At 71.7% G+C, this 13,490-nt stretch carries 13 protein-coding genes and 1 tRNA gene; 7 read left to right on the top strand and 7 right to left on the bottom strand.

The genetic code is table 11. The features are described from left to right. Positions 1-828 carry an undecaprenyl-diphosphate phosphatase gene (locus FNH24_RS24055; protein ID WP_152364767.1) on the top strand — a complete coding sequence of 276 codons (828 nt, stop codon included), beginning with the start codon at positions 1-3 and terminating at the stop codon, positions 826-828. Positions 829-838: 10 nt separating this feature from the next. Here the strand turns inward: FNH24_RS24055 and FNH24_RS24050 are convergent, their stop codons facing one another. Continuing rightward, positions 839-1,879, bottom strand: a complete 1,041-nt coding sequence (locus FNH24_RS24050; protein WP_152364766.1) for an LLM class F420-dependent oxidoreductase — start codon at positions 1,877-1,879, stop codon at positions 839-841. Positions 1,880-1,954: 75 nt separating this feature from the next. On the opposite strand from FNH24_RS24050, the gene FNH24_RS24045 reads away from it, so the two are divergent. Continuing rightward, positions 1,955-2,938 (top strand): aldo/keto reductase, encoded by a 984-nt coding sequence (locus FNH24_RS24045; protein ID WP_152364765.1) that lies wholly within the window; start codon positions 1,955-1,957, stop codon positions 2,936-2,938. Positions 2,939-2,944: 6 nt separating this feature from the next. Here FNH24_RS24045 and FNH24_RS24040 read toward each other — a convergent pair whose 3' ends face one another. From FNH24_RS24040 to FNH24_RS24030, 3 genes are all read right to left on the bottom strand, one after another. Beyond that, on the bottom strand, positions 2,945-3,166 hold the full coding sequence (locus FNH24_RS24040) for a DUF5703 family protein (RefSeq protein ID WP_152364764.1): 222 nt from the start codon (positions 3,164-3,166) through the stop codon (positions 2,945-2,947). 83 nt (positions 3,167-3,249) lie between these two features. Beyond that, positions 3,250-4,560, bottom strand: a complete 1,311-nt coding sequence (locus FNH24_RS24035; protein ID WP_246187043.1) for a M20/M25/M40 family metallo-hydrolase — start codon at positions 4,558-4,560, stop codon at positions 3,250-3,252. A gap of 126 nt (positions 4,561-4,686) precedes the next feature. Further along, entirely contained in the window at positions 4,687-5,415 is a 729-nt protein-coding gene (locus tag FNH24_RS24030) for a VIT1/CCC1 transporter family protein (RefSeq protein WP_152364762.1), read from the bottom strand. A gap of 134 nt (positions 5,416-5,549) precedes the next feature. On the opposite strand from FNH24_RS24030, the gene FNH24_RS24025 reads away from it, so the two are divergent. From FNH24_RS24025 to FNH24_RS24010, 4 genes are all read left to right on the top strand, one after another. Further along, positions 5,550-5,635: transfer RNA gene (locus FNH24_RS24025), tRNA-Leu, on the top strand. Between the two features lie 109 nt (positions 5,636-5,744). Beyond that, on the top strand, positions 5,745-6,416 hold the full coding sequence (locus FNH24_RS24020; RefSeq protein ID WP_152364761.1) for a TetR/AcrR family transcriptional regulator: 672 nt from the start codon (positions 5,745-5,747) through the stop codon (positions 6,414-6,416). Positions 6,417-6,508: 92 nt separating this feature from the next. Further along, on the top strand, positions 6,509-7,063 hold the full coding sequence (locus tag FNH24_RS24015) for a YciI family protein (protein ID WP_152364760.1): 555 nt from the start codon (positions 6,509-6,511) through the stop codon (positions 7,061-7,063). Positions 7,064-7,122: 59 nt separating this feature from the next. Continuing rightward, on the top strand, positions 7,123-7,800 hold the full coding sequence (locus FNH24_RS24010; RefSeq protein WP_152364759.1) for a DUF429 domain-containing protein: 678 nt from the start codon (positions 7,123-7,125) through the stop codon (positions 7,798-7,800). 82 nt (positions 7,801-7,882) lie between these two features. Here the strand turns inward: FNH24_RS24010 and FNH24_RS24005 are convergent, their stop codons facing one another. Next, entirely contained in the window at positions 7,883-8,962 is a 1,080-nt protein-coding gene (locus FNH24_RS24005; RefSeq protein ID WP_152364758.1) for a class I SAM-dependent methyltransferase, read from the bottom strand. A gap of 169 nt (positions 8,963-9,131) precedes the next feature. Here FNH24_RS24005 and FNH24_RS24000 point away from each other — a divergent pair, with 169 nt between their 5' ends. Beyond that, positions 9,132-11,903, top strand: a complete 2,772-nt coding sequence (locus FNH24_RS24000; RefSeq protein WP_161606290.1) for a helix-turn-helix transcriptional regulator — start codon at positions 9,132-9,134, stop codon at positions 11,901-11,903. Positions 11,904-11,973: 70 nt separating this feature from the next. On the opposite strand, the gene aac(3) is transcribed toward FNH24_RS24000, so the two are convergent. Together aac(3) and FNH24_RS23990 are read right to left on the bottom strand one after the other, a co-directional pair. Next, positions 11,974-12,810: an aminoglycoside 3-N-acetyltransferase gene (gene aac(3), locus FNH24_RS23995; RefSeq protein WP_152364756.1), complete on the bottom strand. Its 837-nt coding sequence runs from the start codon at positions 12,808-12,810 to the stop codon at positions 11,974-11,976. Further along, positions 12,807-13,415, bottom strand: a complete 609-nt coding sequence (locus FNH24_RS23990; RefSeq protein ID WP_152364755.1) for an ABATE domain-containing protein — start codon at positions 13,413-13,415, stop codon at positions 12,807-12,809. Before FNH24_RS23990 ends, aac(3) begins: the two co-directional genes overlap by 4 nt. Positions 13,416-13,490 lie beyond the last annotated feature (75 nt).

Raw genomic sequence — 13,490 nt, 5'->3', positions numbered from 1 at the left:
GTGGGATGGCTAGAAGCGCTGATCTTGGGCCTGGTGCAGGGACTGACCGAGTTCCTGCCGATCTCCTCCAGTGCGCATATTTCGATCGTCGGCCGGCTGATCAGCGGCAATGATCCGGGCGCGGCGTTCACCGCGATCACCCAGATCGGCACCGAGCTCGCGGTGATCTTGTATTTCGCCAAGGACATCGGCCGGATCATCTCGCGCTGGTGCCTCGCCTTGGTCGGCCGCCACCCCAAGGACGATCCCGACGTGCGGATGGGTTGGCTGGTGATCATCGGCTCGATCCCGATCGTGCTCCTCGGGCTGTTGTTCGAAGATCAGATCGAGTCGGTGTTCCGCAACCTGTGGGTGACCGTGGCCATGCTGGCCGGGTTCGGCTTGATCATCGGCGTGGTCGATCACTTCGCCAAGAACGCACGACCGCTGGAGTCGATCACCTGGAAGCACGGCATCCTGTTCGGCCTGGCCCAGTCGCTGGCGCTGATCCCCGGAGTCTCCCGCTCCGGCGCGACGATCACCGCCGGCCTGGCCATGGGCTACAAGCGCGAGGCCGCGGCCCGGTATGCGTTCCTGCTGGCCATTCCCGCGGTGCTGGGCTCGGGCCTCTACAAGCTGTTCGGATTGATCAAGGACGAGGGCGTCCCGGACGACATCGGCCCGATCATGCTGGCCACGGTGATCGCGTTCGGCGTCGGGCTGGCCGTGATCCACTGGCTGCTCAAATACATCAGCACCCACGACTTCAAGGGCTTCGTGGTCTATCGCCTCGCCCTGGCCGCCGTCCTCGCCGTCCTCCTCGCCGCCGGCATCCTCCAACCCGTCTGATTCCCCGGCTTCAGGCAGGGGTGTAGGCGGCGGCGACGGCGGACAGAATGGTGATCTTGTCGTCGACGGTGCGGCCGAAGGGGAGCAGGGCGGCGTCGGTCACGCCGGACTCGGCGAAGGCGGCCAGCCGTTCGGCGATCCGCTGCGGCGGGCCGAGCAGGGAGGTCGCGTCGATGAACTCGTACGGGAGCGCCGCCGCGGCATCGCGCGGGCGGCCGGCCAGGAACAACTCCTGCACCTCGGCGGCCGCGTCGGCGAAGCCCATCCGCACGGCCAGGGCGTTGTAGAAGTTCTGCTTCCGGCTGCCCATCCCGCCGACGTACAGCGCGGCGTAGGGGCGGATCGCGTCGGCGCAGCGGCGCGGATCGTCACCGATCACCACCGGGATCGTCGGCACCACGGCGAATCCGTCCAGGTCGAGCCCGGCCCGCTCCCGGCCGCGCCGGATCGCCGCCAACGGCTCGGCGGCGAACTCCGGCGAGTAGAAGACCGCCAGCCAGCCGTCCGCGATCTCGCCGGCCAGCTCCAGATTGCGCGGCCCGACCGCGGCGACCAAGATCGGGATCCGCTCGCTCGGCGGGACGATGGTCAGCTTCAGCGCCTTGCCCGGACCATCCGGCAGCGGCAGCCGGTAATGATCACCGTCGAAGCTGACCGTCTCCCGGGCCAGCGCCGACCGGACGATCGCCACGTACTCCCGGGTCCGGGCCAGCGGATGATCGAATCGGACCCCGTGCCAGCCCTCCGACACCTGCGGTCCGGAGACCCCCAACCCGAGCCGGAACCGGCCCGCGGTCAGCAGATCCAGTGACGCGGCGGTCATCGCGGTCATCGCCGGAGTCCGGCCCGGGATCTGCAGCACCGCCGACCCGATCGCGATCTTCTCGGTCCGGCCCGCCAGCCAGGCCAGCACGGACACGGCGTCCGAACCGTACGCCTCGGCCGCCCAGACCGCGTCGAACCCCAACTGCTCGGCATGCTGGACCAGCCGCAACTGGTCGCCCGGATCGTCCGAGCCGACGAGGTATCCCAGATTCAGGCCAAGGCGCATGCCGGTCACCGTAATGGATCCGCGCCGCTCGGGTTGCCGCTGTCGGTGGTGGGGCCGCCATTAGAGTGACCCGCTATGGAGACGCGCCAGGTCGGCAGCACCGGACTGCGGGTGTCGCGGCTGGGTCTCGGCACGCTGACCTGGGGGCGGGACACGACGGCCGAACAGGCCCGATCGCTGCTGGAGACCTACTGCGAGGCGGGCGGCAACCTGCTGGACACCGCGGCCGCCTACGGGTCGGGCGAGACCGAACGGCTGATCGGCAAGCTGATCGGTGAGCAGGTGGTCCGGCGGGAGGATCTGGTCATCGCGACCAAGGCCGGGTTCGCGATCCGGTCCGGGCAGCGGGTCGTCGACACCTCCCGGGGCGCACTGCTGCGCGATCTGGAGGGATCGCTGCGCCGGCTCGGCACCGATTACGTCGACCTGTGGCAGCTGCACACCTGGGGTGACGCGCCGCTGGAGGAGTCCCTGTCGGCGCTGGACCAGGCCGTGCTGCAGGGCAAGGTGCGCTACGTCGGGGTGTCCAACTTCGTCGGCTGGCAGACCGCGCAGGCCGCGACCTGGCAGCGGGCCCTGCCCGGCCGGACCCCGATCGCCAGCGCCCAGGTGGAGTATTCGCTGCTGGCCCGGCGGGCCGAGGTCGAGGTGCTGCCCGCGGTCCGGGCACTCGGGATCGGCTTCTTCCCCTGGTCACCGCTCGGCCGCGGCGTGCTCACCGGCCAGTACCGCAGCAGCACGCCGCGCGGTTCGCGGGCGGCCAGTGATCATTTCTCCTGGTTCGTCGAACCGTATCTGGAGCAGCGATCCCGGGCCGTCGTCGAGGCGGTCGCCCGGGCCGCGGACGGCCTCGGCCTGACCCCGCTGCAGGTGGCGCTGCTCTGGGTCCGCGACGCGCCCGGGGTGACCGCTCCCCTGCTCGGCGCCCGTACCTCCGGCCAGCTCACGCCGGCCCTGCGGATCGAAGATCATCAGCTGCCGCGGCAGATCGCGGCGGCGTTGGACGACGTGTCGGGCGGCCCGATGTCCTCCCGGGCCGAGCCGGCCGCCGTCAGCTAGGACGGTTCAGATCAGTCGCACCGGGTCGGGATCAAGGGTCGGGATGGCCCGGATGATCTTGCGCCGGATCCAGATCTCCCGGCTGCCGTCCCAGTAGCGGCGCAGCCGGGTCAGCTCCCAGCCGCCGTACTCGGCCTGGTCGGTGAGCAGCCTGCGGACCGCGTTGCGGGACACCGTCCGGTCCAGCCGCACCCGCTGTTCCTGATACTCCACCCGTCGCTCACTCATCGACAACCAGGCTAATCGCCGGTGACGACAAAATGATCAACCGGCTCGCGGTACGGACACCCGACCGCGACCCCGGCCAGGGCTCAAGCGGTGGCCAGGAACCGGTCCAGCACCCGGGCACCGAACTCCAGCGACTCGGTCGGCACCCGCTCGTCGACGCCGTGGAACATGCCGACGAAGTCCAGATCCGGGGGCAGCCGGAGCGGGGCGAAGCCGAAGCAGCGGATCCCGAGCCGGTCCCAGGCCTTGGCGTCCGTACCGCCGCTCATCAGGAACGGCACCGCCCGCGCCCCCGGATCCTCGGCCAGCAGGCACTGCTGCATCGCCTCGACCAGGGCGCCGGAGAACTCGGTCTCCACCGACGGTTGCAGCGTGTCCATCTCGATCCGGATCTTGTCCCCGACCAGCTCGTCGATGGTGGCCAGGAACTCGTCCTTGCCGCCCGGCACGAACCGGCCGTCGATCGACGCCTCGGCGCTGCCCGGGATCACGTTGTGCTTGTAGCCGGCGGTCAGCATCGTCGGGTTGGCCGTGTTGGACATCGTGGCGCCGATCATCCGGGAGATGCTGCCCAGCTTGGCCAGCGTCTCCTCGGCCCGGTCCGGATCCAGCTCGATCCCGAACGCCTCGGACACCGCGTCCAGGAACGCCCGCTGCGCGTCGGTGATCTTGTGCGGCCAGTCGTACTGGCCGATCCGGGCGACGGCCGCCGCGAGCTCGGTGACCGCGTTGTCGTCGTTGCGCATCGAGCCGTGGCCGGCCCGGCCTTCGGCGATCAACCTGAGCCAGGCGATCCCCTTCTCGGCGGTCTGGATCAGGTACAGCCGAAGATCATCGCGGATGGTCAGCGAGAAGCCGCCGACCTCGCCGATCGCCTCGGTGCAGCCCTCGAAGAAGTCCCGGTGATGATCAACCAGCCAGTGCGCCCCGTAGATCCCGCCGGCCTCCTCGTCGGCGGTGAACACCAGCTTGATCGGCCGCCGCGGCGCCACCCCGGCCCGGGCCCGGGCCCGGACGACGCTGAGCAGCATCGCGTCGAAGTCCTTCATGTCGACCGCTCCGCGGCCCCAGACGCAGCCATCGGCGATCTCGCCGGCGAACGGGTCGTAGGTCCAGTCGTCGGCATTCGCCGGTACGACGTCCAGGTGGCCGTGGATCAGCAGCGGCGGCGCCGACGGGTCGACCCCTTCGGGCGCCCAGTCGGCGATCAGCGAGGCCCGCTTCGGCTCGGATTCGTAGATCTCCGAGGAGATGCCGACCTCGTCCAGCAGCGCCGCGACATGCTCGGCGGCCGCCCGCTCCCCCGGCCCCGGTTGCGGACCGAAGTTGGTCGAATCGATCCTGATCAGGTCGCGGCAGATCCCCACGACCTCCTCATCCGCCCGGTAGCTCATGCCGGCCATCCTCCCATCCCCGCTCGCCGCCCGATCGACCCGTCAGATCCGCTCCGACACGCCGCAACAACGCCCGCGGATCTGACGGCTCGCCGAAATTCTGCCGTCGGCGGGATTGGGGCGGGGTCAGAAGGTGCCGCCGATGAGGTGGCCGACGACGTAGGTGATGATCATGGCCAGGGCGCCGCCGATGATGTTGCGGAGGACGGCGCGGAGGGTGGGTGAGCCGCCGAGGCGGGAGCTGATCATGCCGGTCAGCGCCAGGGCTAGGATCACGGCGGCGAAGGTCAGCGGGACCCGGATCGCCTCCGGCAGCAGCAGGATGGCCAGCAGCGGGAGCAGGGCGCCGACGGTGAACGAGATCGCCGAGGCGAAGGCGGCGGTCCACGGGTTGGTCAGGTCGTCGGCGTCGAGGTTGAGCTCGACGTCGAGGTGGGCCTTGAGGGCATCCTTCTTGGTCAACTCGGTGGCGACCTCGTGGGCCAGCTCGTCCGGCAGACCCTTGTCCCGGTAGAGCTGGGTCAGTTCGGCCAGCTCCTCCTCCGGCATCTCGCGGAGTTCCTGCCGCTCCTTGGCGATCAGCGCCCGCTCGGAGTCGCGTTGGGTGCTGACCGACACGTACTCACCGGCGGCCATCGAGACCGCGCCCGCGACCAGGCCGGCCGCCCCGGCCAGCCCGATCGCGCCGCGATCGGCCGTCGCGGCGGCGACGCCGACCACGATGCCGGCCGTCGACACGATGCCGTCATTCGCGCCGAGGACGCCGGCGCGGAGCCAGTTGAGCTTCTGCTGCAGGCCTTCGCCGTGCGGCTCCTCGTGCTGCGGGACCGCCTCGGTTGCGCTGGAATCGGTCATGGCAGCACCGTAACGGCTTTTCTTGAACGATTCCAGAAAGGTTGGCCTGGCTCACCGACAGGCCCGGCGGAGTATCGGATTGTCGTTCGACGCCCCCTCGTTGCTATAGTTCAGGCGCTGTTCAAGGCGACCCGGTCCGGGTGGCGGAATTGGTAGACGCGCTAGCTTGAGGTGCTAGTGCCCCCAACGGGGCGTAGGGGTTCAAGTCCCCTCTCGGACACAGCTCCACCGGAAGGCCTCCCCTCGCGGGAGGCCTTTCCTGCGTTCACCATCGGCGCCCACGTCGTGTTCCAGGGGATTCACGCCGCCAACTGTCGTACGGTGCGAGCGTGAAGAAGTCCTCCCCGCGAGCGGCGACCCGGCCCGGTTTGTCCGCGCGGGAAATCCTCTCCCGCGCGGTGATCATCGCCGATCGGGAAGGGATCGACGCGGTGTCGATGCGCCGGCTCGCCCGGGAGCTGTCGGTGACGCCGATGGCCCTGTACTGGCACTTCGACGACAAAGATCAACTGCTCGAGGCGATGGCCGAGCAGGTGGTGGTCGAGGCCGAATTCGCCGACTCTCCCGGCCAGGCCTGGGAGGAGCGCTACCGGGGCGCCCTGACCGCACTGGTGCGGCTGCTCCGGGCCCATCCGTGGATGGGCCGCATGGTGATCGAACGGATCGTGCCGTTGCCCAACTATCTCGCGGCGCTCGAGATCATGCTCGACTGCGGCCGACTGGCCGGCCTCGACCTCCGGCTCAGTGCGTACCTGGCCCAACAGGCCGTGCAGGCCGTCGCGGTCCTGGCCGAGTACGAACCCCGGCACGACCCCGCCGCGACCGCCGACGCCGGCGATCACCTGGCGGCATTCCGGACAGCGGTCGACCCCGACCGCTTCCCGAATGTCTACGGCGCCCTCGAACCACTGACCACCCCACAGGACGTCGACGAGTACTACCGGCTCGGGATCGACCTGATCATCGGCGGCATCCGCTCCGTGGCCGCCCAACCCCGGTAGTTGTCGGGCCGATGGCACCTCCCTGCATTCCTTGACCTGACCTATACGGCATATAGTTTAGGATCAGATCAACATGCTCGACTGGAGGGTCCATGGAATTCTTCTGCTACCACCGGGACCGGGCCGGTTCGGCCGTCCTGCGCGCTCAACTCCTGGAGGATCACTGGTCCTACCTGGATCGCTACTCCGCCGCCATGATCGCCCGCGGCCCGGTCCTGGCCGACGACAACGAGACCGCCATCGGCAGCGTGCACCTCCTCGATCTGCCCGACCCGGCCACCGCCCGCGACTTCGTCTTCGACGAACCCAACTACCGAGCCGGCGTCTATCGCGACGTCATGCTGCGCCGCTGGCACAACACTCTGGGCCGCACCATGTGGGAATTCCCCGCCGGCTACACCGACCACAACCGCTATCTCGTCCTCGGCCTCGGCCCGGACCCCGAGTCGGAGCCCATCCCGCCGGATCGCCGCGACGCCCTGATCGCCCACGGTCCCCTCCTGGCCGACGACGGCACCACCCAGCTCGGGACCATCGCGCTGACCGAAGCACCCGACGCCGAAGCAGCCCGCCTCGTCCTCACCCCCGGCCGGTACGCCGAGCTCGAGGTCCACCGCTGGGACTACGGCGGCCGACCCGGCGAATAACCGACCGCTCGCGACGCGCAGCGCGTTCCCTCCAGAGCCCCTACGGGTAGCGTGAACCCGTGCCGCGCGTGATCGGAGTCGACGCCTGCAAGAAGGGCTGGGTGGGTGTCAGCAACGACCCGCGAGGATATTTCGGCGAAACGATCGACCGACTCGTGGCGACGGCCGAGGCAGAGGGGCCGATCGAGGTCGTCGCGATCGACATCCCCATCGGCTTGCCGCTCACCGGTGCACGACAGGCGGATGTGCTCGCTCGCGGCCGGGTCGGCAAGCGCGCCTCCTCCGTCTTCGTCACGCCGGTCCGGGCGGCACTCCTCGCGGCCACTCACGCGGAAGCGACGGCCCTCAACCGATCGGCCACGGGCAAAGGGCTCAGCCGGCAGGCCTACGCGCTCGGGGCCAAGATCCTCGAGGTCGACGCCTGGATCAGGACCATGGACCGGGTTGTGATCGAAGTGCATCCAGAGGTCTGTTTCGCCACGATGGCCGGACGTCCGCTGGACTTCGCGAAGTCGACCTGGGCGGGTGCCGAGGAGCGCCGACGCCTTCTCGCGGACGTCGGGATCGACCTTCCCTCGGAGCTGGGGCTCGCCGGAGCATCGGCCGCCGTCGACGATGTGCTCGACGCCGCGGCCGCGTCCTGGACCGCCGCTCGGTTCGCCGCGAACCTGGCTGTCTCCTATCCGCCAGTGCCCGAGCAGTTCGATCCTGGTCCCGCCGCGGCGATCTGGGTCTGACCTCCCCGCCGCACCAGCTCACGGTGTGAATTCCGGCCGAGAGCAGCCGGCCGGAATTCACACCTGGTCGTTCTCCGGACGCCTACCGGCGGATCTCCAGCACGTTGTTGAACGGCGTCTGTGCCGCGATCCGGAACCGGCCGAAGCCGGCGGCGGACACGATGTCGTTGATCTTGGCCGGGCCGGCCTGGGTGCCGATCGCGAGACCGACCTCCTGGGCCAGCGAGGCCGGCGTGCAGAGCAGGGTGGAGAAGCCGTAGTAGGCCCGGCCGACCGGGTTGAAGTTGTCCTCGACCCGATCACCGGCGGCCGGTTCGACCACCATCCAGGTCCCGTCCGCGGCGAGCGCGGCGGCCACCTGGCGGGCGGCGCCGACCGGATCGCCCATGTCGTGCAGGGCGTCGAAGGTCGTCACCAGGTCGTAGCCGGAGCCGGTGAAGCCGGTCGCCGACGCGGCTTCGAAGGTGATCCGGTCGGCCACCCCGGCGTCCTCCGCGCGGCGGCGGGCGGTGGCGATGGAGCCGGCGTGCGCGTCGATCCCGACGAACGTCGAGCGCGGATAGGCCTGCGCCATCAAGATCGTCGAGGACCCGTGGCCGCAGCCGAGGTCGGCCACCTTGGCGCCGGCCTCCAGCTTGGCCGTCACCCCGTCCAGGGCGGGCAGCCAGCCGTTGATCAGGTTGGCGGCGTAGCCGGGCCGGAAGAACCGCTCGCAGCCGTCGTGGACGTCGCCGTTGTGGTCACCCCAGCCGAGCCCGTCGCCGTCCCGGGCGAGCTCGAAGATGCGGTCGGCGTCCCGGACGGTGCCGAAGGCGATCTGGAAGAAGCCGGGCAGGAACGCCGGCGAGGATTCGTCGGTGAGGGCGACCGCGTGCTCGGGCGGCAGCGTGTAGCGGCCGGCCGCGGGATCGTAGCTGACGAAGCCGCCGGCGGCCTGGGCGTTCAGCCACTCCCGGGCGTACTTCTCGCCGGTCCCGGTCAGCCGGGCCAGGTCGGGCGCGGCCAGCGGGCCGTGATCGGCAAGCGCCCGGTAGTAACCGAGGCGATCACCCATCACGACGAGGGCGCAGTTCAGCGTGGCGCCCACCTCGTCGACGGCCCGGAAGACGAAGCCCATCAGCTTCTGCTCGTCGAGCGCGGGCTTGTCGGTGGTTGCTGTCATGATCATCTTCTCCTGTGAAGGCGGCACCCGGATCGTCCGGGCCCTGCTCGAGAATCCGCCGCCCCGGGCCCGACGCGCATCAGGGCGGCCCCCTAGGAATCTCGATCTTGCTCGACGGGAATCTCGATCTTGCTCCGCCGGGCAGCGGCGCTCCCTACACTCGACGTACATGCTGATAGGTCGGGGGGCCGAACAGCGAGCGGTCGACACGCTGCTCGCGGACGCGACGGTGAGTCGCGGCGGCGCGCTGCTGCTGACCGGTGAGGCGGGCATCGGCAAGACCCGATTGCTGGAGTACGCGACGGAGCGGGCGACCGCCTTCCGGCTGCTCCGGGTGACCGGCACCGAGCTCGAACGGGACCTCCCCTTCGCCGGGCTGGCCGGGCTGCTGCGGCCGGTCCTTGATCGCCTCGACCGGCTGCCGGAGCCGCAGGCGGAGGCTCTCGGCATCGCGCTGGCGCTGCGCCGGGGCGGCAGCATCGACCGGTTCGCCGTCTGCGCGGGCGTGCTGACCCTGGTCACCCAGGCAGCCGAGGAGGGCCCGATCGGTCTCGTCGTCGACGACCTGCACCTGGTCGACCGGGCCTCCGCCGAGGCGGTCGCCTTCACCGGGCGACGGCTGCTCGCCGATCCGGTCTTCGTCCTGGCGGCGAGCCGGACCGAGGACCAGCCTCCTTGGTCGCCCGACGACCTGCCGCGGCTGCCGCTGTCCGGGCTCGACGCCGCGGCCGCGGCGGACCTGGCCGAGGCGACGGCACCGGCACCGTTGACCGGGGCCCGGCGGGACCGGGTGATCAGGATCGCCGGCGGCAATCCGCTGGCGATCCGGGAGTTGGCCCGGGACCCGGCCGGGATCGACGACCAGCCGGGCGACTTCCCGCTGCCACTGCCGGTGCCGGCCGTGATCGCCGAGACCTTCGGCCGCCGACTGTCCGACCTCTCGCCGGACGACCGTTCGGTGCTGCTGCTGGCCGCCGTCACCGACGGCGACCTGGACCTGATTGCCCGGGTCTGCGCCGGTACGGGCCAGGACCTGGGCGCGATCGAACGCGCGGAGGCAGCCGGCCTGGTCAGCACCACCGGGACCCGGATCGTCTTCCAGCACTCCCTGATGCGATCGGCGGTCTACGCCGCGGCCACCGGTGCCGAACGGCGCCGAACCCACCGACTGGTCGCCGCGGCACTGCCCGCCGGCGATCATGATCTTCGGGCCTGGCAGCTGAGCGCGTCGACCCTGGGCACCGCGGAGCCGGTGGCCCGGGCGATGGCCGCCGTCGGGCGCCGGGCCGCGGACCGAGGGGCGTACGCCGTCGCCGCCGGTGCCTACGCCCGGGCCGCGTCCCTGTCGCCGGGACATCAGGACCGGGGTGAGCGCTATCTGCGCGGGGCGGAAGCGGCCTGGTCGGCCGGCGACGACCGGCTGACGGTGGAGCTGGCCGGGCGGGCGGTCCGGCACGACCGATCGGCCTCCCTGGTCGCCTGGGCCGAGGGCCTGGCCGGGCTGGCGACCGCGCGCGGCGGCTCGCTGCGCGCGGCCCACGCTCTGCTGGTCGGCGCCGCGGACGCCGCCCGGGACCGGGCTCCCGATGAGGCCCTGGTGCTGTACGCCGACGCGGTCGAAGTGTCGTTCATGCTGCTGGACATCGCCGGGGCCGGAGCCGCGGCCGACCGGATCGAACGGCTGCTGGCCGCCCGGGACGGCGGCCCGGACCAGCAGGCGGACCAAGACCTGGTCGCCGAGCGGGCGGCGGCGGTGGCCTGGATCGCCCTCGGGATGGCCCGGATCGTGGCCGGCCGGCCCGGCGCCGCGATGCTCAGGTCCGGGGTGGACCGACTGGCCGCGCTCGGCGACGCGAACGACGCGCTGCTGGCCTGGGACGTGCTCGGCCCGCTGTTCCTGCGGGAGAGCGACGCCGGCCGGGACCTCGTCGCGCACGCGGTCGACCGGCGCCGGCGGGCCTCGGCGATCGGCGCGCTGCCGCACCTGCTCTGGCATCTGGCCCGCGACGACGCGACCACCGACCGCTGGACCCGGGCCGAGGCCGGCTACGGCGAGGCGGTCGCCCTGGCCCGCGAGTTCGGTCAGGCGACCGAACTCGGGGCCGCGCTGGCCGGCCTCAGCTGGCTCGCCGCGCGGATGGGCCGGAGCGAGGAGAGCGACCGGCACGGCGCGGAGGCCCGGCAGCTGGCCGCGACCCACGACCTGCACATGGCGACCGCCTGGACCCGGTTCGGCCGGGCCGAGCTCGAGCTGTCCCAGGGCCGGACCGAGACCGCGATCGCCTCCTTCCGGGCCCTCGACTCCTGGCTCCGGGAGCGCGGCGTGCTGGACGTCGACCTGTCCCCCGTTCCGGAGCTGGTCGAGGCGTTGTGCCGGACCGGCCGGCCGGCGGAGGCCGCGGCGATCGCCCCGGACTACCTGGCCGGTGCCGAGCGGAAGGGCCAGCCCTGGTCGCTGGCCCGCGCCGTCCGGGTCCGGGCCCTGCTCGCCGCGCCGGCCGAGCTGACCGGCCTGCTGGCGCGCGCCCTGGAGCTGCACGGCCGCACCCTGGACCGGTACGAGGAGGCGCGGACCCGACTCGTCGTCGGCCAGCTGCTGCGCCGGAACCGCCGCCGGGCCGCGGCCCGTGATCAACTGCGGGTCGCGCTGCAGACGTTCGAACGGCTGGGCGCGCCGCTGTGGGCCGACGTCGCCCTCGCCGAACTCAACGCCACCGGCGTCACCGTCCATCGCCGCGACCTCGGCCCGGTGCTGGAGCTGACCGCCCGCGAGTTGCAGATCGCCCTGCTGCTGGCCGACGGGCGGACCACCCGGGAGGCGGCCGCCGCCCTGTTCCTCAGCCCGAAGACGGTGGAGTATCACCTCCGGCACGTCTATACGAAGCTCGGCATCGCCTCCCGCGGCGAGCTCCGGGACCAGATCCGGCTCCGTACGCCCTGACCGCCACCCGCGTGACCTAGTGGCGTGGTCTACCTCGCGGCGCTGCTCGGTGCCGAATGCTCCAGCACGGTCAGGCCGCGGGATTCGGCCGGTGGCCGCAGGTGCGCTCCAGCCAGCGCACGGCGAAGGCGCAGGCCGCGGCCGCGTCGACCACGAGTGTGTCGGCGGCACCGACGCTGCCCCGGATCCCGTGCCCGGCGGCCACGAACTCGCCGACGATGGTGCCGAAGTAGTCATCGGGCAGGCCGGCCACCACCGGGTCGCTGGTGTCGTACTCCCGCACCAACCGCCAGTTGAGCTTGCCGTCGATGATCAACGGGACCTCGTAGTTGATCACCCGCTTGGCCGGCAGGTCGGCCAGGTGTTCGGCGTGGTGCAGCAGGGTCATCGTGTCCCACGGCGCGCCGATCATGGCCACCTTGCCGCCGGACTCGACCAGCCGGGCCAGCGGCGATCCGGGACCGTACCCGTAGTCGAGCGGATGATCGGCGGTGAACCAGTCGGCCCCGGCGCCGATCGCCGCCACCGAGGCGCCCGGATTGCCGCTGCGGCGGGCTCCGGGCCAGCAGCGCAGCCACTCGGGCAGCGCGCCGTTGGCGCGGGCCGCGCGCGAGCGCTCGGGATCGAACGGTGCGAGCTGCGCCCGCCACTGGTCCGGGACCCGCCCGTCGGGCGTCAGCAGCTCGTCGTAATCGGCGGCCCAGTCGGTGTAGCCGAGGACGGTGCCACCGGGTGAGACGACGTCCAGCAGCGCCCCGATCAGGGTGTCCGGACCGTTGATCATCCGGCCGACCCGGCTCAGGGCGCCATGGGCCAGCACCGCGTCGCCGGGTCCCAGGCCGAGCCGGAGCAGGTCGCCGGTCAGCTCGGCCCGGGTCCGGAACGGGCCGGCGGTCGGGGGCGTCACGACTCCGCGCCCCGGCGGGCGTGCTTGGTCGTCCGGTAGTAGCGGGCCTGGCGGACGCTGTGGGCGCAGCTCTCGTGGCAGAACCGGCGGGCGCTGTGCTGCTGGACGAAGATCATCGGACAGGCCGGCCGGGCGCAGTGCCGCACCCGCCCGGCGTCGTCGCCGGCGACGAAGAGGATGCAGTGGGCGGCGACCGAGGCGAGGAAGACGGCCTCCGGCGGGCCGTCGTAGTGCAGCTCCCAGCCCGGTGGTTCACCGGCCGGCGCGGTGAGCGCCAGGTGCGCCGGTGCCTGTCGCGACGCGGCGTGGAGCCGCTCGACCGCCACCGCGGACAGCTCCGGACTCCGGTCGGCCAGCTCGGTCAGCAGCGTTCGGGCGGCGTCGCGGACCTCGCGCAGCCGCCCCGCCGCCACCGTGCCGAGCCCGGCCGGCACCTCGAGGCCGGCCGCGTCCGGCGCCGCGTCGAACCACCTCCGAACGGCCGTCGGATCGTCCAGGAAGTCAAGATCATCTCGGTCGCTCCGATACCGGCTGTTGGCCAGCTCGACCGCGAACGCCTCCCCCAGCAACGGCAGCGACTCCTCGTCGGCGGACTGCGTGGCCACGGGTTGATCATCTCCGATGCTGACGGTGAAATGTCTGTGTTACCGTCAGCTTACCAGGACGCCGACTCCGCGACC

Source organism: Microlunatus speluncae (genome assembly GCF_009299835.1).
Taxonomy (GTDB): Bacteria; Actinomycetota; Actinomycetes; order Propionibacteriales; family Propionibacteriaceae; genus Microlunatus; species Microlunatus speluncae.
The sequence above is the reverse complement of the archived record's forward strand: the minus strand, read 5'-3'. Positions and strand labels throughout refer to the sequence as shown.

Bases quoted from the DNA above. Each gene is read 5' to 3' on its own strand.
- FNH24_RS24030 (WP_152364762.1), bottom strand. From the start codon at position 5,415: ATGACCGATTCCAGCGCAACCGAGGCGGTCCCGCAGCACGAGGAGCCG.
- FNH24_RS24040 (WP_152364764.1), bottom strand. From the start codon at position 3,166: ATGAGTGAGCGACGGGTGGAGTATCAGGAACAGCGGGTGCGGCTGGAC.
- FNH24_RS24015 (WP_152364760.1), top strand. From the start codon at position 6,509: ATGGAATTCTTCTGCTACCACCGGGACCGGGCCGGTTCGGCCGTCCTG.
- FNH24_RS24045 (WP_152364765.1), top strand. From the start codon at position 1,955: ATGGAGACGCGCCAGGTCGGCAGCACCGGACTGCGGGTGTCGCGGCTG.
- FNH24_RS24050 (WP_152364766.1), bottom strand. From the start codon at position 1,879: ATGCGCCTTGGCCTGAATCTGGGATACCTCGTCGGCTCGGACGATCCG.
- FNH24_RS24035 (WP_246187043.1), bottom strand. From the start codon at position 4,560: ATGAGCTACCGGGCGGATGAGGAGGTCGTGGGGATCTGCCGCGACCTG.
- FNH24_RS24000 (WP_161606290.1), top strand. From the start codon at position 9,132: ATGCTGATAGGTCGGGGGGCCGAACAGCGAGCGGTCGACACGCTGCTC.
- FNH24_RS24005 (WP_152364758.1), bottom strand. From the start codon at position 8,962: ATGACAGCAACCACCGACAAGCCCGCGCTCGACGAGCAGAAGCTGATG.